20 protein-coding genes are annotated in these 18,533 nt (G+C 66.1%); 6 read left to right on the plus strand and 14 right to left on the minus strand.

Annotated elements, in window-relative coordinates; translation table 11 throughout:
• Window positions 1-100: 100 nt before the first annotated feature.
• Window positions 101-667 carry an OmpA family protein gene (locus ACW18B_RS19510; protein WP_492051796.1) on the minus strand — a complete coding sequence of 189 codons (567 nt, stop codon included), beginning with the start codon at window positions 665-667 and terminating at the stop codon, window positions 101-103.
• A gap of 187 nt (window positions 668-854) precedes the next feature.
• Window positions 855-1,718, minus strand: a complete 864-nt coding sequence (locus tag ACW18B_RS19515) for a LysR family transcriptional regulator (protein ID WP_492048655.1) — start codon at window positions 1,716-1,718, stop codon at window positions 855-857.
• 93 nt (window positions 1,719-1,811) lie between these two features.
• On the opposite strand from ACW18B_RS19515, the gene bla reads away from it, so the two are divergent.
• Both bla and ACW18B_RS19525 read left to right on the plus strand, forming a co-directional pair.
• Window positions 1,812-2,696, plus strand: coding sequence for a class A beta-lactamase (bla, locus tag ACW18B_RS19520; RefSeq protein WP_492048656.1), 885 nt, complete (start codon window positions 1,812-1,814; stop codon window positions 2,694-2,696).
• Between the two features lie 447 nt (window positions 2,697-3,143).
• On the plus strand, window positions 3,144-3,479 hold the full coding sequence (locus ACW18B_RS19525; protein WP_492048657.1) for a hypothetical protein: 336 nt from the start codon (window positions 3,144-3,146) through the stop codon (window positions 3,477-3,479).
• 10 nt (window positions 3,480-3,489) lie between these two features.
• Here the strand turns inward: ACW18B_RS19525 and ACW18B_RS19530 are convergent, their stop codons facing one another.
• Entirely contained in the window at window positions 3,490-4,491 is a 1,002-nt protein-coding gene (locus ACW18B_RS19530) for a glycoside hydrolase family 43 protein (protein ID WP_492048658.1), read from the minus strand.
• A 311-nt stretch (window positions 4,492-4,802) separates the two neighbouring features.
• Here ACW18B_RS19530 and ACW18B_RS19535 point away from each other — a divergent pair, with 311 nt between their 5' ends.
• Window positions 4,803-5,696, plus strand: coding sequence for an alpha/beta hydrolase (locus ACW18B_RS19535; protein WP_492048659.1), 894 nt, complete (start codon window positions 4,803-4,805; stop codon window positions 5,694-5,696).
• A gap of 89 nt (window positions 5,697-5,785) precedes the next feature.
• Here the strand turns inward: ACW18B_RS19535 and ACW18B_RS19540 are convergent, their stop codons facing one another.
• Window positions 5,786-6,598: a DnaJ domain-containing protein gene (locus ACW18B_RS19540; RefSeq protein WP_492048660.1), complete on the minus strand. Its 813-nt coding sequence runs from the start codon at window positions 6,596-6,598 to the stop codon at window positions 5,786-5,788.
• A 107-nt stretch (window positions 6,599-6,705) separates the two neighbouring features.
• On the opposite strand from ACW18B_RS19540, the gene ACW18B_RS19545 reads away from it, so the two are divergent.
• Entirely contained in the window at window positions 6,706-6,954 is a 249-nt protein-coding gene (locus ACW18B_RS19545) for a DUF4236 domain-containing protein (RefSeq protein WP_492048661.1), read from the plus strand.
• Here ACW18B_RS19545 and ACW18B_RS19550 read toward each other — a convergent pair.
• From ACW18B_RS19550 to prmC, 9 genes are all read right to left on the minus strand, one after another.
• Entirely contained in the window at window positions 6,940-7,602 is a 663-nt protein-coding gene (locus ACW18B_RS19550; protein WP_492048662.1) for a hypothetical protein, read from the minus strand. The genes ACW18B_RS19545 and ACW18B_RS19550 overlap by 15 nt on opposite strands.
• A gap of 138 nt (window positions 7,603-7,740) precedes the next feature.
• Complete coding sequence (gene clpB / locus ACW18B_RS19555) at window positions 7,741-10,329, minus strand: ATP-dependent chaperone ClpB (protein WP_492048663.1); 2,589 nt, start codon at window positions 10,327-10,329, stop codon at window positions 7,741-7,743.
• 134 nt (window positions 10,330-10,463) lie between these two features.
• Complete coding sequence (locus ACW18B_RS19560; protein WP_492048664.1) at window positions 10,464-10,829, minus strand: hypothetical protein; 366 nt, start codon at window positions 10,827-10,829, stop codon at window positions 10,464-10,466.
• 94 nt (window positions 10,830-10,923) lie between these two features.
• The gene (locus ACW18B_RS19565; RefSeq protein WP_492048665.1) at window positions 10,924-12,351 is read right to left on the minus strand and encodes an esterase/lipase family protein; all 1,428 of its coding nucleotides are present in this window, start codon (window positions 12,349-12,351) and stop codon (window positions 10,924-10,926) included.
• 153 nt (window positions 12,352-12,504) lie between these two features.
• On the minus strand, window positions 12,505-13,290 hold the full coding sequence (locus ACW18B_RS19570) for a M48 family metallopeptidase (protein WP_492048666.1): 786 nt from the start codon (window positions 13,288-13,290) through the stop codon (window positions 12,505-12,507).
• 55 nt (window positions 13,291-13,345) lie between these two features.
• Window positions 13,346-13,678: a response regulator gene (locus ACW18B_RS19575; RefSeq protein WP_492048667.1), complete on the minus strand. Its 333-nt coding sequence runs from the start codon at window positions 13,676-13,678 to the stop codon at window positions 13,346-13,348.
• A gap of 16 nt (window positions 13,679-13,694) precedes the next feature.
• Complete coding sequence (locus tag ACW18B_RS19580; protein WP_492048668.1) at window positions 13,695-14,729, minus strand: sensor histidine kinase; 1,035 nt, start codon at window positions 14,727-14,729, stop codon at window positions 13,695-13,697.
• A gap of 162 nt (window positions 14,730-14,891) precedes the next feature.
• Window positions 14,892-16,010 carry a DUF4167 domain-containing protein gene (locus tag ACW18B_RS19585; protein WP_492048669.1) on the minus strand — a complete coding sequence of 373 codons (1,119 nt, stop codon included), beginning with the start codon at window positions 16,008-16,010 and terminating at the stop codon, window positions 14,892-14,894.
• A gap of 239 nt (window positions 16,011-16,249) precedes the next feature.
• Window positions 16,250-17,119, minus strand: a complete 870-nt coding sequence (gene prmC / locus ACW18B_RS19590; RefSeq protein ID WP_492048670.1) for a peptide chain release factor N(5)-glutamine methyltransferase — start codon at window positions 17,117-17,119, stop codon at window positions 16,250-16,252.
• 104 nt (window positions 17,120-17,223) lie between these two features.
• Here prmC and ACW18B_RS19595 point away from each other — a divergent pair, with 104 nt between their 5' ends.
• The gene (locus tag ACW18B_RS19595) at window positions 17,224-17,472 is read left to right on the plus strand and encodes a type II toxin-antitoxin system ParD family antitoxin (protein WP_492048671.1); all 249 of its coding nucleotides are present in this window, start codon (window positions 17,224-17,226) and stop codon (window positions 17,470-17,472) included.
• Entirely contained in the window at window positions 17,472-17,765 is a 294-nt protein-coding gene (locus ACW18B_RS19600) for a type II toxin-antitoxin system RelE/ParE family toxin (RefSeq protein WP_492048672.1), read from the plus strand. Before ACW18B_RS19595 ends, ACW18B_RS19600 begins: the two co-directional genes overlap by 1 nt.
• A gap of 5 nt (window positions 17,766-17,770) precedes the next feature.
• On the opposite strand, the gene ACW18B_RS19605 is transcribed toward ACW18B_RS19600, so the two are convergent.
• A complete protein-coding gene (locus ACW18B_RS19605) occupies window positions 17,771-18,532 on the minus strand; it encodes an MOSC domain-containing protein (RefSeq protein ID WP_492048673.1) in 762 nt (253 codons plus the stop codon).
• Between the last annotated feature and the right edge of the window lies 1 nt (window position 18,533).

Genomic DNA, 18,533 nt, shown 5'->3' on the forward strand with positions numbered 1-18,533 from the left:
CCGGAACGGCGAGGGCCAGACGTTGCCGCCGCCAGGCCCTTCCGGCAAGGGCCTGGCCCGGAGCGTCGGCGCGGACCTGCGCCCGCGCCGACGGCCTCATCTAGTTGAGCACCATCACCACCACGCGGCGGTTCTGGGCGCGGCCGGCGCGGGTGTCATTAGCCGCCACGGGCGCGTCGGCGCCGTAGGAGATGGTCGCCATGCGGTTCAGCGCCACGCCCTGCAGGCTGAGGAACTTGCGCACCGCCTCGGCCCGCTTGGCGCCCAGGTCCTGATTATAGGCCGGCGATCCGGACCCATCGGTGTGGCCCTGGATCTCCAGATAGACGTTCTTGTTCTCGGCCTTCAGGCGTTCGGCGAGGGCGCCCAGCTGCTGCTGGGCCTCGGGCGACAGCTGGGCGACATTGACCGGGAACTTCACCGAGTCGTCGCTGAGCACCACCGCATACATGAACTTGCCCTCGGCCAGCTTGCCGGCGGCCGTGGCGCGCTCCAGGGCTTCGCGAGACGTCCTGTCCAGCTCGCCCAGCCGGGCCTCATGCTGGTCGACCCGGGCGTCGACGGCCCCGACCTGGGTGTTGACATAGGTCTTGGTGGCGCAACCGCTCACCGCCAGGCCGGTCAGGACCAGGCCGGTAACGGCGGCCATCTTCAGGGATCGGATCATCATGCTTGAGGTCTCGCGGTTGTTGGGCGACGCGCCGAAACGCGCCGGACCCCGAACCCGCCAGCCCATAGAGGCCAAAACTAGGCCGCTTCTGGGCCGCTTTGGCGCCAAGCTTGAGCCTGGGAATCCGTGACCTTAGTCACCGCGCGCAAGTACGGACGGCGCGATCTGGTTCCCCGATTTTTTTCTAGGATTCCGCGCCCAGCCAGTCGGCGAATGCTCGCATGGCGGACGTGGGCTGGCGCGATTTCAGCCAGGTCAGCCAGTAGCGCCCGGCGCTGACCTCCAGGGCGAAGGGCCGAACCAGACGGCCCTGCTGCAGGTCGCGCTCGAACATCATCGGCGGCGCCAGGGCTACGCCCACGCCCTGCAGGGCGGCTTCCACCATCACCCACGAGGAGTCGAACACCGGTCCCCGAATGGCCGGCGGCGTGACCCCGGCGGCGGCGAACCAGTCGGGCCAGTCGGCGGTGCGATAGCTGCGCAGCAGGGTCTCGCCGGTCAGGGCGGCGGGTTCGACCAGCCGCTCGGCGATGGCCGGCGCGCACAGCGGGCTCATCGGCGCCTCGAACAGCGGCAGGGCTTCGGTGCCATGCCAGGCCCCGTCGCCGAACCGCACCGCGCAGTCCAGGCCTTCGCCGGCCAGGTCGGTGCGGTTGTTGTTGGTGAACAGCCTCAGGTCGATGAAAGGATGGGCTTCGCGAAAGGCCGGCAGGCGCGGCAACAGCCAGCCCACCGCGAAGGTGCCCACCGCCCCGACGCTGAGCACCTCCAGCACCCGCCCGCCCTCGAACCGGCCCAGCACGTCGCCGATGCGCTCGAACGCGTCGCGCAGGGTGGGCAGCAGGGCCAGGCCCTCGTCGGTCAGGGCCAGGCCGCGCGGCAGGCGGCGAAACAGGCTGACGCCCAGCCGCTCTTCCAGTCCCTTGACCTGATGGCTGACGGCCGCCTGGGTCACGCACAGCTCGATGGCCGCCCGGGTGAACGACAGGTGCCGGGCCGAGGCTTCGAAAGCCCGCAGGGCGTTCAGCGGCAGGTGCGGACGGGTCATGACAAGCCAAAAGTTTTTCTAGGGTCTATGCCAAACTATCGTCGTTTGCGGCGGCGGTCACGGCCAAGCATTTTCCGGCCCATGGAGGACCTGATGCTGAACCGCAGAACGCTTTTGACCACCCTGGCGCTTGCCCAGACCCTGGCCCCGGCCCTGCCCGCCTGGGCGGCCGCGCCGGGCAGAGACCTTAACGCATCTATGGCCCAGCTGGAAAGGCGCAGCGGGGGGCGGCTGGGCGTGGCGGCCCTGGACCTGGAGACCGGCCGCCGGTTCGTTCACCGGGGCGACGCGCGGTTCCGGATGTGCAGCACCTTCAAGATGCCGCTGGCGGCCCATGTGCTGCGCCGCGTCGACCAGGGCCGCGAGAGCCTGGGCCGCCGCATCATCTATGACAAGACCGCGCCGGTCGGTCATTCGCCGACCACCGAGAAACACGTCGGCGACGGTCTGACGGTGGGCCAGCTGTGCGAGGCGACCATCACCGTCAGCGACAACGGCGCGGCCAATCTGCTGCTCGACGCCGTGGGCGGCCCCAAGGCCCTGACCCGGTTCCTGCGGTCGCTGGGCGACACCGTCACCCGCTGCGACCGCTATGAGCCCGCGCTGAACACCGGCGCCCCCGACGATCCGCGCGACACCACCAGCCCGACCGCGATCCTGGAAACCTGGCGGACCCTGCTGGTCGGCGACGCCCTGTCCAAGGCCTCGCGCACGCAGCTGACCGACTGGGTGGTGGCCAACCAGACCGGCGACAAGCGCCTGCGGGCTGGCCTGCCGCGCGGCTGGCGGGTGGGCGACAAGACCGGCAATGACGGCAAGGCCATCACCAACGACATCGGCATCGCCTGGCCGGCCCAGGGGCGCAAACCGATCCTGATCGCCGCCTTCCTGGATCGGTCTTCGCCCCATGACGATGTCCGTAACGGCGTCCATGCCGAGGTGGCGCGCCTGCTGGTCGGCGCGGGCTTCGGCGCCTGAGCGGAAAAGTTATCCACAGGGGCGCCGACGGCGGAGTCCTTGGACCTCACCGGCCGACAGCAGACCTTTCGAACGCCGGACAAGGGGTGGGGAGCGGAGGTCACCCTTACCCGTTCTCCCCGGCGAAGGCCGGGGCCCAGATCGAACCCCGAGCGCTTGTTGCGCTTGGTCAGGTCAGAAGGCGCATCATCCCTAGACGCTCAGGCTGAATCTGGGCCCCGGCCTTCGCCGGGGAGACGGATGAAAAAGGGGCCCGGCGTAGACTTTCTCAAACGCCCGCAACGGCTCGAAACCAGACGCTCGACCATCGGCTGGGAGCGGACATTGTGCAGCGCCATCCCCGCTCTATCCCCGCTTTCGAAAAATCAAACCCTCATAAATTCAACGCTCTATAAAAATCTCACCCAAACTTATCCCCGGTGCTCAGACTGGCCGCATCCTAAGGGCATGAGCACCCAGACCTCCGATCCGCGCCAATGGTGCGATGACTTCCAGATCAGGCTGATGGCCGCCCTCGACGCGGCCTGGCGCATCGCCGAGACCAGCAAGGACCCGGCCGAGATCGCCAAGGCCCTGGCGAAAGCCAAGCTGTGCGGCCAGTTCGCCGCCACGGCCCGCAAGATCGCCGCCATGGTCCCGGCCCTGCCGCGCCGAACCGCGCCCGCAGCGGGCCTTGCGGAGCCAGCCCCCCTCCCCGCCGACCCGCCCGTCTCGCAGGCCGACATCGCCCGCACGGCCCTGGAACGGCTGAAGGCGGGCGGCGGCCGGCGGGGACGGCTCTAGCGAGGCCCGGCTAGGGCGCCGGCGCCGACACGCCGGCCTTCGTCTGCGCCACCGGCTCAAGCAGGCCGTCGGGCTTGTAGCGGAGGCGTTCCACGGTCACGGCGCGCCGCCCGATGGCGCCGTTCTGGTCGCCGATCGTCAGGGCCGCATTGTGCAGGAAAATGTACCAGTCGCCTTTGAACTGGACGATGCCGGGATGGATGGTGAAGCTGTATTGGCCCGACCCGGTCAGCTCGCCGCGATAGGTCCACGGCCCGGTGATGGCCGGCGCGGTGGCGTAGGAGACGTGCTCGTCGCGCTGGGTGGCGCGGTCCAGCGACGCATAGGTCAGGTAGTACAGGTCGCCCCGCTTGTGCAGCCAGGGCCCCTCTTCGAAATGCGGCGGCGTGATTTCCGTGATCGGGCCGTCCAGCTCGATCATGTTGGGCTTCAGCCTGGCGATATAGGCCTGGCGATTGCCCCAGGCGATCCAGGTGGTCCCGTCGTCATCGGTGAACACCGTGGGGTCGATGTCTTCCCAGCTGTGCGTGCCCTTGGGCGTCATCTCGTTGGAGATCAGGGCCGACCCGCGCGCATCGACGAAGGGGCCCGTCGGCCGGTCCGAGACCGCCACGCCGATGGCCTTGCCGGGATGCGTCGCGTCATGCTCGACAGCGGCGTAGAAGTAGAACTTGCCGTTCTTCTCAATGGCCTGCGACGCCCAGGCGTCCTTCATGGCCCATTTGAAGTCCGTCGCCTTCATGATCGGCGGATAGGCCGTCCAGGTCTTCATGTCCGTGGTCGAATAGACCAGCCACTCGCGCATGTTGAACATTTCGTCGCGCTGGGCCTCGTCGTGGCCGACATAGAGAAACAGCCGATCCCCAACGACCAGGGGCGCGGGGTCGGCCGTGAACCTGTCGCGCACAATGGGGTTGGCGCCGGGCTCAGCCGCCTTCGCCTCAGGGGCCCCGGACGGGCCGCCGACCAGCATCGTCGCCGCCAGCGCAAGCGCAATCCCCGCCAAACCCATTGTCCTGATCCTCCCACTGTTGGCTCAAGAATTACTCAGACAAAACTCTCCGTCAATCGATCACACCGCATGAGCGCGGGTCAGTCGACCTGTATCGGAACAACCTTGAGCGAGCCGGTTGAGCGATCTCGGCTTTCAACCCCTGTTGCGCAAAGCGATCTGTTAGCGCTACCATTTGTCAGACATGAAGCTCTGTCGCGGCATGCGTCATCGAGACCAAAAAAAGTAAAAAGGGAGAAATGCCTATGAGACGCCCTGATTTAACCTGGACCAAAGGCCCTGCGCGGTCCCTCCGCGCGAGCCTGGCGGCCATGGCCCTGACGCTGGCCGCAGCCGGCGGCGCCCAGGCCCAGAATGACAAGATGACCCCCATCGCCGTCCCGGCGCAGCCCAATGCGATCACGCTGGATACCGGCGTCCTGCCGGGCGCGACCGCGGCGGAATCCTGGCACAGCCAATATAATAGCGTCTTCGCCCGCAATGTGACGGTCGCCACCCTGACGCCCTTCCTGCCCCATCCGGCCAAGGCGACCGGCGCGGCGGTGATCGTCGCCCCCGGCGGCGGCTTTCGCACCCTGTCGATGGAGAACGAAGGCTGGGACGTGGCCCGCGCCCTGGCCGACAAGGGCGTCGCCGCCTTCGTGCTGAAATATCGCCTGAACCCGACGCCGGCGGACATGCCCGGCTTCGAACGGTCAATGAGCGAGATGTTCTCGGCCACCGCCCAGAGGCCCCGGCCCGATCCGCAGGCCGCGATGGCGGGCCTGGCGCCGCAGATCGCCGACTCGCGGGCGGCGTTCGCGCTGGTCCGCAAGCGGTCGGCCGAATGGAAGGTCGATCCGGACCGGATCGGCATGGTCGGCTTTTCCGCCGGCGCGATGCTGACCCTGGCCACCACCCTGGCCGACAACGACGCCAAGCCGGCCTTCATCGGCCTGATCTATGGCCCCCTGACGGCGGTCACCCCGCCGGCCGACGCCCCACCGATGTTCGTGGCCCTGGCGGCCGACGATCCGTTCTTCGCCAACAGCGGCTTTGGCCTGATCGACAGCTGGCGCACCGCCAAGCGCCCGGTGGAATTCCATCTCTATGAGCGGGGCGGCCATGGCTTTGGCATGTACCCAAAGACCACCACCAGCACCGGATGGTTCGACGCCTATGTCCGCTGGCTGGGCATGCACGGGATGTTGAAGCCGAAGAGCTAGGGGCGCTGAGACGGGCGCTCCAAGGGAACGCCCGTCTCAAGTCAGAGCCTGAGCGATGGCCCTTGCCTGCCACAAACCGCTCGAAATTCTCAATATAGACGCTGAGCGATATCTTCCTGGCTGCCCAGTTCCGCCATGCGGTCACGATACAGATTCACGAGCGTATCAAAATCTGCGGCGCTGGCGTCGCGCCGCTCCAACCATGCACGTTGCGCGGCGATCAATTCGTCCGGAGCTTCAGACCCCTTGAGGAGGGCTCGATAGCGTTCGGCTAACGCAACATCCGCCTTTGACAACTCCTCACTCTCGCAGATCGTCACGAGCACATCGGAGTCCGCCTTGGCGCAGTCAAAACTTGGACTGAAGGTCGCCTCGACCTGCGGGGCTTTTGGAACCGGCGCTTCGGCTTTTCTCGCCGACTTTGGCGCGTCGTCTTGAGTGGCCTGTGTCGGGGGTATCGGGGCCGGCGATTTGGTTCCCGTCTTACCCATTGACCCAATAGCGCCAATGACCACGAGACTCGCCAGTCCTATGAAAAAGAGGGAAGTCCATCCTCCTCGACGAGTTTGACGAAGTTGAACCGTTCCTTCTGTTACGGGCGATGAGCCCGCCCCGCCTTCGCCAGCTGGTGGAGGCGGAGGTGGAGGCGGAGGAGAATATTGTCGGCGCGCTTCAGATTCTCGGTCGGCAGAAAATATCGACTCATCGTAACGAGCACGAGATTCTGGGTCACGCAGGACAGCATAGGCTTCATTGATCTTCGCTGTCCGGGCATTGGCCGTCGCAACGTCGCCCTTATAGACATCAGGGTGATAGCGCTTGAGGAGCGCACGATAGACCCCCTCAATCGCGATATCTTCGGCCTCTGGCGTTACGCCTAGAATATCGTAGTAGCTCTTCAAGATACCCCCGCGTTCAGGAGATAAACTTGCCCGGACCCCGCAAGCTGGACAATGGGTAGCACAACTTTCTCGGCTATGATCTAAAAGTGCAACGCGGGAGAATTCCTATGCACTGGCGGTTCTTTAGACGCATACGCATACTGCCAAATGTGTGGCTCAACTTCAGCAAGAGCGGCGTTTCGATGAGCATGGGCGTTCGCGGCCTAAGGGCAACGCTGGGTCATAAGAACACCAGGCTGACGGTGGGCCTGCCGGGTACCGGACTTTCAGCAACACATCTGTCGCCCCACGCTCCTGAAAATCCGAGAATTGACGACGGCCGCCGTCTTTTGGACCGAGCCTTAGGCGGCGATTGATTTTCGGGCGATTGCACCACCGACCCACCCGACAATACCTGCTGCGATTGTCGCCCCCAAACTGGCCGCGATACGCGCGGCATTGTCGCCCTCAATCCCGAACATCAGCCGCGAGAGGCTAAAACCCTCCGCAGCCTGCGGGGCCTGATCTACAAAGATAAAAACGAACACGGCGATGAATGCGATAAGCGCAACCCGCGCCGCGACCAAGCCAGCGTGAATGGCAAGCCAGGCGTTTATCCGGGCTTCTAGGTCTCCTTTGAGCGTATCAAGAGTGGCCGAGATCTGGCTGTACTGAGCCTCAATCTGATCCAAAGCGGTATTGAGGTTGCGGCCCTTCAAGTTGCGGGCGTCGAAACGCTTGTTATCGACCCGCCGCAACAGGCCATCAGCCTCCCCCTCTGCATAAAGATCGGAGTGAGACCGTTGGAGACCTGCCAACTCGGCCTCGTAAGCCGTCACCCTCGCACGTTCTCTGCTGCTGATCAGATCTGCGGCCTTGGACACACCGCCGAAGCGCCGCGCGCGGATCTCACTGAATATAGACCAGCCGGCAATAGCAAAAGGACCGAGAAAGGCCACCGCCGCCACGACCAAGCCAACGACTATGAGAATTCCACCGCCTTGACTACTACGGCGCCGCGCCATGCATCCCCTCCCCGGAAGCTAGACCATGACGAGCTAGTCATCCCGGAGTGCCGATTGCAACAGGAACAGAGCGAAAGCTACAGACTACGGCTAGCCCCCCCTCTCCCGCGCGCGCGCGAGGGAGAGGGGGCCTCAACCCTACTGCAGAACAGCCCGGCCGAAGGCCAGCTGGCCGTCCTTGACGCCGACGGCGATCACGCCGCCGTCTTCCAGTTCGCCGGCCAGCAGACGCCGGGCGATGGGGTCGATCAGTTCCTTCTGGATCACCCGCTTCAGCGGCCGCGCCCCGTAGACCGGGTCATAGCCCTTGTCGCCCAGCCAGGTGAGGGCCTCGGCGTCGAGGGCCAGGCTCATGCGGCGGTCGGCCAGCATCTTTTCCACCCGCTGCAGCTGGATGCGGACGATGTCGGTCATGTTGGCTCGGTCCAGCCGCTTGAACAGGATGATCTCGTCGATCCGGTTGAGGAATTCGGGGCGGAAGTGGCCGCGCACCGTGTTCATCACCATCGGCCGCACGGCCTCGACATCCTCGCCGTCTTCCTGGTTGGCCAGGAATTCGGAGCCGAGATTGCTGGTCATGATGATCAGGGTGTTGCGGAAGTCGACCGTGCGGCCCTGGCCGTCGGTCAGGCGACCGTCGTCCAGCACCTGCAGCAGCACGTTGAAGACGTCCGGGTGGGCTTTCTCCACCTCGTCGAACAGCAGCACCTGATAGGGCCGGCGGCGCACGGCCTCGGTCAGGGCCCCGCCCTCGTCATAGCCGACATAGCCGGGGGGCGCCCCGATCATGCGGCTGACCGAGTGCTTTTCCATGTATTCGCTCATGTCCAGCCGGGTGATGGCCGCCTCGTCGGCGAACATGAACTCGGCCAGGGCCTTGGTCAGCTCGGTCTTGCCGACCCCGGTAGGACCGAGGAACAGGAAGCTGCCGATCGGCTTGGACGGATCCTGCAGACCGGCCCTTGCCCGCCGGACGGCGTCCGACACCGCTTCCAGGGCCTCGTCCTGGCCGACCACGCGGCTGCGCAGGGCGGTTTCCATCTGCAGCAGCTTTTCGCGCTCGCCTTCCAGCATCTTCTCGACCGGCACCCCGGTCCAGCGGCTGACCACGGCGGCGATCTGCTCGGCGTCGACCACCTCGGGAGTGAGCGACTTCTGCACCTCGCCCTCGTGCGACTCGTCCTGCTCCAGACGGCGTTCCAGGGCCGGGATCTCGCCGTACTGGATCTGACCGGCGCGGGCGAAGTCGCCGGCGCGCTGGGCGGCGGCCAGGTCGGCGCGCAGACGGTCGAGGGCCTCGCGGGTCTGGGCCGCGCCGCCGACCTTGTCCTTTTCCGCCTTCCAGCGGGCGGTCATGGCGTCGGACTGACCCTGCAGGTCGTCGATCTCGTCTTCCAGTTTTTCCAGACGCTGCCGGGAGGCGGGGTCGGTTTCCTTGGACAGGGCCTCGCGCTCGATCTTCAGCTGCACCAGGCGCCGGTCGATCTCGTCCAGCTCCTCGGGCTTGGAGTCGATCGCCATGCGCACGCGGCTGGAGGCCTCGTCGATCAGGTCGATGGCCTTGTCGGGCAGGAAGCGGTCGGCGATGTAGCGGTTGGAGAGCGTGGCGGCGGCGACGATGGCGCTATCGCTGATGCGCACCCCGTGGTGGACCTCGTACTTCTCCTTCAGGCCGCGCAGGATCGAGATGGTGTCCTCCACCGTCGGCTCGCTGACGAACACCGGCTGGAAGCGACGGGCCAGGGCGGCGTCCTTCTCGACGTGCTTGCGGTACTCCTCCAGCGTGGTGGCGCCGACGCAGTGCAGCTCGCCGCGCGCCAGGGCGGGCTTGAGCAGATTGGAGGCGTCCATCGCCCCCTCGCTCTTGCCGGCCCCGACCAGGGTGTGCATCTCGTCGATGAACAGGATGATCGAGCCCTCGGCGGCCGTGACCTCGCCCAGCACCGCCTTCAGGCGCTCCTCGAACTCGCCGCGATATTTCGCGCCGGCGATCAGGCTGCCCATGTCCAGGGAATAGAGCTTCTTGTCCTTCAGGCTCTCGGGCACGTCGCCATTGACGATGCGCTGGGCCAGGCCTTCGACGATGGCGGTCTTGCCGACGCCGGGTTCGCCGATCAGCACGGGGTTGTTCTTGGTGCGGCGCGAGAGCACCTGGATGGTGCGGCGGATCTCTTCGTCGCGGCCGATCACCGGGTCGATCTTGCCGTCGCGGGCGGCGGCGGTCAGGTCGCGGGCGTAGCGCTTGAGGGCCTCATAGCCTTCCTCGGCATTGGCGCTGTCGGCGGTGCGGCCCTTGCGGATGGCGTTGGCCGCGTCTTCCAGGGCCTTGGGCGAGGCCCCCGCGTCCTTGAGGACCTTGGCGGCGTCGGCGCCTTCCTTGGCGATGGCGATCAGCAGGCGCTCGGTAGTGACAAAGGCGTCGCCGGCCGCCTTGGCGCCCTTTTCGGCCTCGGCGAACACCCGGGCGGTGTCGGGCTTCATATAGAGCTGGCCGCCGGCCCCATCGACGCGGGCGGTCTTGGTCAGCAGGGCCTCGGTGGCGGCGTCCACGGCGTCGGGCCGGCCGCCGGCGCTCTGGATCAGGGCGCGGCTCAGGCCGTCCTTCTCTTCCAGCAGCACCTTGAGCAGGTGCTCGGGCGCGAACTGCTGGTGGCCACGGGCCAGGGCCAGGCTCTGGGCCGACTGGACGGCGGTCTTGGCGCGGTCGGAATACAGGTCGATGTTCATGATGTCCCCAAACTAGGCGGATCTCGTCGCGTCGCCTTGATCAAGCACAACGCGTGGTGACTGGGGATGTAGGTGTGGCGATTTGGACACACAAGGGGCGGCGGCCGTAACGGCGCCATGGGCCGCACGATGCTTTAGCCTGCGGAGGCGACCCGCTCGATTTGTAGCTGAAGACTGCCTTTGTTGTTCCAGTAGAATCCTCGGGCGTCATTGGCGAAGACAAACAGTCGTCCGCCGGTCGTGAACACACGCTCGGAAGCTGCGCCGATGGCGAACGCCTGGGCGTCATCCTGGTCCAAGGCGCCGCAAAGGGCGAACCAGCCGGCGTCCCGCACGCGGCGCCAGCGGCGGGCGGGGTTCATCCAGGGCCGCTCATAGCCCGCAGGACCGCTGTCGATGAAGGCGTCCTTCCAGGTTCCTGAAGCGGCGAAGCGCAGGACATCGCCCGCCGTCACATCGACGCCCGTGTCGGTCCAGTAGGGCTTGGCGAAAACCTGCATGTTCATCCTTCCGACGAGACCGGGCCCGCCCGGCGATCCTGGCGTCTTCAAAGCCGGCCCGGTCCAGGTTCCCCCGCCGCGCCGCCGCCTCGCGTCATGGATCCGGAGGCAGGAACGAGAACACCTTGTCGATCGGCCGACGCGGAATGATCACCTCAATGAAGTGCGTGCGGTTCCGGAACAGCCGCGCATCAAGGTCTTCACGGACAGCGATATCCTTGGCGTGAAGCTTGATCTCGCCCTTGGCCTTGTCGGTCCTGGAGTCGAAGTACTTGATGTTGCGGCCCAGAGGCGCCGCCGACAGGCTGACGGCCAGCACATTGGCCTTGTCGTAGAAGATCTCCAGCAGATCGGTATGGTCGATGTACAGGTTGCGATAGGCCGGATGGATCGAATTGGTGTGCACCGACTCCAGCACGTCACGGTGGAAGGTGATCACCCCCTTGCCGTTGCGAGCGCTGGGCTCGCCAAATTCCAGGAAATAGTCCCCCACCAGATTTCCGTAATCGTCCCGCACCATCACGTTCAGCTGCAGATAGCGATGGAAGTGCTTGGGATCGGGGCGATCCAGATGGCCAAAAACCGTGTCGATCTGCGCGGTGTTGGTGGCCAGGTCCGCGGTCTGGTCGCTAATCGCCTGCCATTCTGTGGCGATTGTCGCGTAGTCCGTGGCCGACGCGCAGTTCAGGGCTTGCAGGATCAGCTGACGCAGCCGGTTGGCGTAGGGGGGCATGGCGTCGCCATCCTGCTCGGGATGGGTGATTTCGCCATGGTCGCGCTCGGGCAACACCGCCAGGGGCGTCGGCGCTGCAAGGCGGCTGCGCCAGGGCGTGACCACCGGCGCCGCGCTGTCGAGGCTGAAATCGAAGGTCAGGCCCACGGCGTTCAAATCGCCGGCGCAGACCCGAACCGTGCCGTCCGAGCCATTTTCGTTGACGATCTGCTGAAGCCCGGAATCGTAGGCCCGCGTGCCGATGATCACGAAGGGCCAGACGCCGTCCGGTCCGAACGGCCCGCTGAGATCGGTCTCACCCGGCGCCGCCAGAAGATCCTGCCGCGACAGCGTCCATTGATAGGGCGAGGCCAATTCCAGAGCTCGAAGCATCGCCTCCCCGGTCTCCAGGCGGTTGCTCAGCCCCTTGGTGATCCGGCCGATCATGCTCTTGCCCACCGCGGCGAGTTTGGAGCCGAAATTGGCCGGCGCCAGCATGACCAGACGGCGGACCGGCGGTTTGACGCCGGCCTTGTGCAGATTGACCATCCATTGTCGCGCAACGAGCGCGCCGGTGGAGTGGACGATGAGGTCGAAGGGCTTGCTGAGCTTTCCGTCGCGCAACAGACCCTGGATCACCACGTCCATGCGCTTGGCCACATCCTCCACCCGAACGTCGTCGTCCATGGAGATGTAGTTGCCCAGGAAAACGTCCTGCGTCGAAAAGCCGTTGGCGGCCAGAAACTGGCGCAATGGTCGGAAGGACTCGCCCTTGTCGCTCCAGCCGTGGAGGATAGCGATGCTTTTCATGGTTGAGTCCACCGACAACTTCGCCTGAGCAAGGGTGGACTCAAAGAACAGCGATATTCAAGATGCTATCGCGCCTTGACCCATTTTTCAGGGTCGCTGGCGTGCCGCGTCAAACCGTCTTAGAGGCCTGAAACGCCGCTCGGCCTCGCCGCGCTACCAGCCCTTGCTGGAGAGGTAGGCCTCCAGCCCGGCGATGCGCGTGGCGTCCGAAGGGTGGGTGGAGGCGAGTTCCGGCTTTCCGCCGCCGCCCTGGGCCTGCATCTTGCGCCACAGCACCACCGCCTGGCGGGGGTCATAGCCGGCGCGCTGCATGTAATCGACGCCCAGGCGGTCGGCCTCCAGCTCGTGCTTGCGCGAGAACGGCAGCAGGAACAGGTACTGGCTGGCGTCGCCGCCATATTCGCTCAGGCCCCGGCCGATGTCCGACGACGAACCGACCGCCGCTCCGGCCACGCCCAGCAGCAGCTTGGAGGTCATGGTCTGGGAATAACGCTCGGCGGCGTGCTGGGCGACGACGTGGCCGGCCTCGTGGCCGATCACGGCGGCCAACTGGTCGTCATTGTCCACCAGGTCGAGCAGGCCGGTGGTCACCCCCACATGGCCGCCGGGCAGCACGAAGGCGTTGGGAGCCTCGTCGATCAGCACCGCATAGTCCCACGGCCGGTTGTTCAGCCCGGCCGCCGTCACCACCCGCTGGCCCACCGCCTGCACGCGGGCGTTCTTGCGCGGTTCGCTGGACAGGTTGCCGGTGCGCAGGGTGTTGGCCCAGGCCTTCTCCCCGGCCGAGGCCAGGCCGGAATCGTTGACGATCAGCAGCTGGTCACGCCCCAGATCGGCGTTATAGGCGCAGCCGGCCAGCGGGACGGCGACGGCCAGGGCGGCGAGGGCGGCGAATACGGGACGGCGCAAGTCGAGGCTCCGGCGGAGAAGTGTTTCCATCGTGATACACAACAGCCGACGGCAAAGCTCAAGCGCTCTGACGCTCGCGCGGCCCTCAGGACCGCGAGAGCCCGCCTATGACTCTGGCCAGATGCCGGGGATCTATCGGTTTGGAGAGGATCGGCGCATCCCGCAGATCGGCTCTGACGCCCTGCTCGCCATAGCCCGTCACGAAGGCGAAGAGCACGCCCCGCTCGCGCAGGATCTCGGCGGCGGCGAATGAGGTGTCTCCGTCCAGATTGACGTCCAGCAGGGCGAAATCGATGGTCTCGGTCCGCGCGGCGATCACCGCCTCGGCGGCCGACATCGCCGGACCGACGACGGCGCAGCCCAGGTCGCCCAGCAGGTCTTCGACCAGCATGGAAACGAACAGTTCGTCCTCGACCACCAAAACCCGAAGGGCTTCAGGCCGCGCCGCGGATGAATCGTCCGGGCTCACCCGGCTTTGGAAGGTTGGCGCTGATCGTGCAGACGACGCCGCTCGGCGGATAGTCGAGACGGACATCCCCGCCCAACTCCCGCGCCAGGCCCCCGGTGATAAGGCGACTGCCGAAACCCTGGCGGCTCGGTGTGGAGATCGTAGGGCCATCGATTTCTTCCCAGCGGAGGTTCAGGCGTCCGTCATCAGCGTCGGTGGTCTGCGCCCAGGACAGGACAATGCGTCCCGGCTCAATGGACAGCGCCCCGTACTTGGTGGCGTTGGTCATCAGTTCGTGCAGGGCCATCGACAGCGACAGAGCCACCTTCGGCGGCAGCCGAACCGAAGGCCCGGTGACCCTGAAGCGCGCTTCGTCGCCATGCGACTGGATCAGCGAGGCCACGACGTCGGTCAGATCCGCGCCGTCCCAGCTTTCGTGGGTCAGGATATCGTGGGCCCGCGCCAGGGCCAGCAGCCGGGTGGTCAGGGACTCCCGCGCATCCAGCAGGTCGGAGGCGTTGCGCAGGGTCTGGCCGGCCACCGACTGCACCGTGGCCAGGGTGTTCTTGACCCTGTGGTTCAGCTCGTTGAGCAGCAGGCGCTGCAGTTCCTCGGCGCGCTTGCGCTCGGTGACATCGCGCATCACGCCGGTGAAATAGCGTGTGCCGCCGTCGCGCCATTCCGCGATCGACAGCTCCAGGGGGAAGGTCGCGCCGTCGCTGCGCAGGCCCAGGACCTCGCGGCCGATGCCGATGATCCGGCGCTCGCCGGTTTCGCGATAGCGGCCCAGATAGCCGTCGTGGGCGGCATGGTCGGGCTCAGGCATCAGCACGCGCACATTGCGTCCGATGATCTCGGCGGCGGCATAGCCGAACAGTCGCTCGGCCGCGGGATTGAAGGCCTCGATGCCGCCGAGTTCGTCGATGACCACGATCGCGTCAACCGCCGTATCGACAATGGCCCTGTAACGGGCCTCGACCGCGATGGCAGCCTTTTCGCTGCGATCTCCTTCGAGTGTCATCTTGGTCGTTCCGGTCATGGCCGGCCCCCCTGCTGGGGAAGCCTATCGGCGAAAAACAGGTGCGACCAGACTAAAACGGGCCCTGCGGCACGATGACCTTAAAGACAAAAAGGGAGCCGCTTGCACGGCTCCCTTTCAAAACTCTGTCGAAACCGCCGCAGACTAGGCGTCGTCGGAACCCGATCCGGCGGGCGCGCCCTCGGCACCTTCGAAGCTGCGCGGGGCGCGGCGACGACGGGGCTTCTTGACCTCTTCGCCCCCTTCGCCAGCGACGGCGGCCGGCGCCTCGGCGGCCGACGAGCGACCCAGGAAGGCCGGCGCGTGGCTGACGTCGCCGTCCTGGCCGCGCAGCATGGGCGAGCTTTCGCCGCCCGAGGCTTCACTGGTCAGGGGCGTGGCGCGGGGTTCGATTACGGCCAGCGGATCGCGGTCGCGCGGGGCGCGGTCACGACGCGGGGCGCGCTCACGGCGCGGCGCTTCGGCCTGCGGCTCGACAGCCGCTTCAGCCGCAACGGCGGGGCGGTCTTCACGGGGACGATCATCGCGCGGGCGATCATCGCGGAAACGTTCTTCGCGCGGACGATCGTCACGGGGACGGTCGTCGCGGGGCCGGTCATCACGGGGACGGTCGTCGCGAGGGCGATCATCACGAGGACGGTCGTCGCGGGGACGGTCGTCGCGGTCACGCCAGCGGTCGCGGCGGCCCTGACCCTGGCCCTGACCTTGATTGCCCTGATTGTCGTAGCGGTCGCGGCTTTGCCCATCGCGACTCTGGTTGTCGCGGCTCTGGTTGTCGCGCCCCTGATTGTCACGGGGACGGTCGTCGCGCGAGCGGTTCTCGTAGCGGTCGCGCGGACGATCGTCGCGCTGGCCGTCGCTGTCGCCGCCGTCGTTGTTGTTGGTGTCGGCCGGCGCCTCGGCGGTCTCGGTATTTTCTTCGGGCTCGGCCTCGAAATCGATCTCGTAGGCCGAATAGGCGTCCTTGCCGATGATGTCGCTGACCGCCCGATTCGGCTGGATGGCGCGCAGGACCCGGAAATAGTGCTCGGCGTGCTGCAGGTAGTTCTCGGCCAGAACCCGGTCGCCGGACGACGTCGCGTCGCGCGCCAGCTGCTGGTATTTTTCATAAACGCTCTGGGCCGCGCCGCGCACCTTGACGCCTTCTGGGCCGTTCGAATCGAAGGCCCGGTTGGCGTTGTGCTGCTGAGGCTTGCCGCCGGTATTGCCGCCGCCGCGATTATTGCGGCCGCGCTGGCGCTTCATGCCCTTGAAATCTCTCATGGTCTCTTTTGAACCTGTCCGAAGGTCAGTCTCAGCTGATCATCCGGTCTTGCTGGTCTCTAGGCGGGCGAACCCCAAAAGGTCTCGAGACACTGGTTTCCGTAGAGCCCCCGTCCTGGTCTGGCGCGGCGACCGGCTTGAGACCGTGCGCGCCTGCCGGAGGAGCTTTACGACCGTGATGAACGATCGCTTTTCCCGTCACCCGGCGTTTTGGAAGGAGACCCCTATCGTCTAGCCTCTCATGAAAGGCTTTCCAAGGGATTTTTCACCCCGATCACCACGCGGTCGTGTGTCGACAGATCCTTGATCGTCCGAACGTCGCTGGCGCCGGCCTCGCGGAACAGGGCTTCGACATCGGCCGACTGGTCATAGCCGATCTCGACGGCGAACATCCCGGCCGGCTTGAGCACCCGCAGAATCTCGGGCGCCAGCTGGCGATAGGCGTCTAGGCCATCGGGGCCGCCATCCAGGGCCAGGCGCGGTTCGTGGTCGCGAACCTCCGGCTCCAGGGTCTCGATGATGTGGCTGGCGATATAGGGCGGGTTGGAGACCACCAGGTCGAAACCGGCGTCGCCCAGGCCCGCCGTCCAGTCGCCGCGCAGCAGGGCGCAGCGAGTGTTGAGGTCCAGACTGGCGGCGTTCTCGCGGGCCACGGCCAGGGCGTCTTCGGAAACATCCACGCCCAGACCCTTGGCGGCCGGCCGCTCGGCCAGCACCGCCAGCAGGATCGTGCCCGAGCCGACCCCCAGATCCAGCATGTTGAAGGCCATGTTTTCCGGGAAGGCCTTGAGCACCTCGTCGACAATGACCTCGGTCTCGGGACGCGGGGTGAGGACGTTCTTGTTGACCTGCAGCAGGATCTTCCAGAACCCCTTGCGACCGATGATGTGGCTGACCGGCTCGCGGCGGGCGCGGCGGGTCAGATAGTCGTCCAGCGTGTCCCACTGCTCGGTGGTCAGCATCCGGTAGGGATCGGTGACGATCTCGGTGCGGGTGACATCGGCGGCCACCTCCAGCATCAGCCGCGCATCGATGGCGGGTTGATCTATGCCGGCGTCCTTCAGACGCTCCTTGGCGGCGGTCCAGGCTTTGACGAGGGTGAGGCTCATGGATGCTCAGATAGCGCGTCGGCGACAAAAGCGCGAGATTGAGAACGATACCCGTTTTTGGTACTTTCTCGGACGCAAGGCGAGGCCCCCATAAGCGAGACCCCATGAGCAAGAACACCTCGGTCAGTCTGGGCGACCATTTCCAGGATTTCATCGCCGAGAAAGTCGGCGAAGGCCGCTACGGTTCGGCCAGCGAAATGGTGCGCGCGGGCCTTCGATTGCTCGAGGACCGCGAGATCCGCTTGGCGCGGTTACGCGCGGCCTTGCTGGAAGGCGAGCAAAGCGGGTTCGCTGAAGACTTTGATATCGACGCCTTCATCGCCGAGAAGGCGAAAGAGGAAGGTCTCGAATAGTGAGCGCCTTCAAGCTCTCATCAAGAGCTCAGCGTGATTTCGACGAGATCTGGGATTATTCCAAAGGCAAATGGGGCGGGCGGCGCGCGCTGGCCTATCTACGCCAAATTCGCATCGCGATCGCGATGGTCGCGGCCCATCCCGACCTCGGCCCGGTTTCCGAAGATCTAGACGGGGGTTATCGAAAGCGGGCTGTGGGCTCCCACGTCATCTTCTATGTTTCTCGCGGTGATCAAACAGAGATTGTCCGTATTCTGCATCAGAACATGGATGTCGAAAGCCACTTGCCCTGAGGTCGTCACCTCACCGCCACCCCATCCCCCTCCGCCACCTGCCCGCCCTCGGTGACGTTGAGATAGATCCCGCAATCCTTGTGGCCGTAGTGGTCGAACAGGGCCTTGACCAGTTCGATGTCGCGCTCGCCGGTGGCCGGATCCACATGGGTGGCGGCGCAGCGGACGATGGGTTTCAGCACCTGGGCGGTCGCGCCGCCGATCGTCAGCGTCCGCCCGGTCCAGTCGTTCTCGACCCAGGCCGGCCAGCCCTCGACATAGAGATTGGCGCGAAAGCGCAGCGGGTCGACCGGGACGCCCAGCTTGGCTTCCAGATCGCGCACGCTGGCCAGATTGATGATTGAAACATAGCCCGAGCGGCTGTCCATGAAGCGATAGTCGCCGGGGCCCTCCACCACCCGCAGCGGCCCCCGGAGGTCGTCGCCCAGCAGGTCGGTCAGCCAGGCCTGCAGCCCCGCGCGCCCCTCGCCCGACCGCAGGTCGCCGGCGAAGTCGGGCCGGCCGTCGGCGGTGGCGCGGAACACCCCGGTCGCGTCGTCATAGGCCGTGCGGGCCCGGGCGACCGCGGGGATCTTGGCCAGCACCGTGAACTTCATCTTCGAGATGTGCTCCGGCGCGGCGGGATCGAAGCCGCTGGGGCCGTCCTCCACCGCAAAAAGCCGGTCGCAGGGGAAACAGGCCCCGGTCGTCAGATCGGCCGACGCCAGGCGCTCCGGCGTGAATCCCTTGACGGGGTGGCGGTAAAGAGCGGCGATGCGAGCGGTCATG

It is taken from the genome of Caulobacter sp. FV2ps19 (assembly GCF_058681035.1).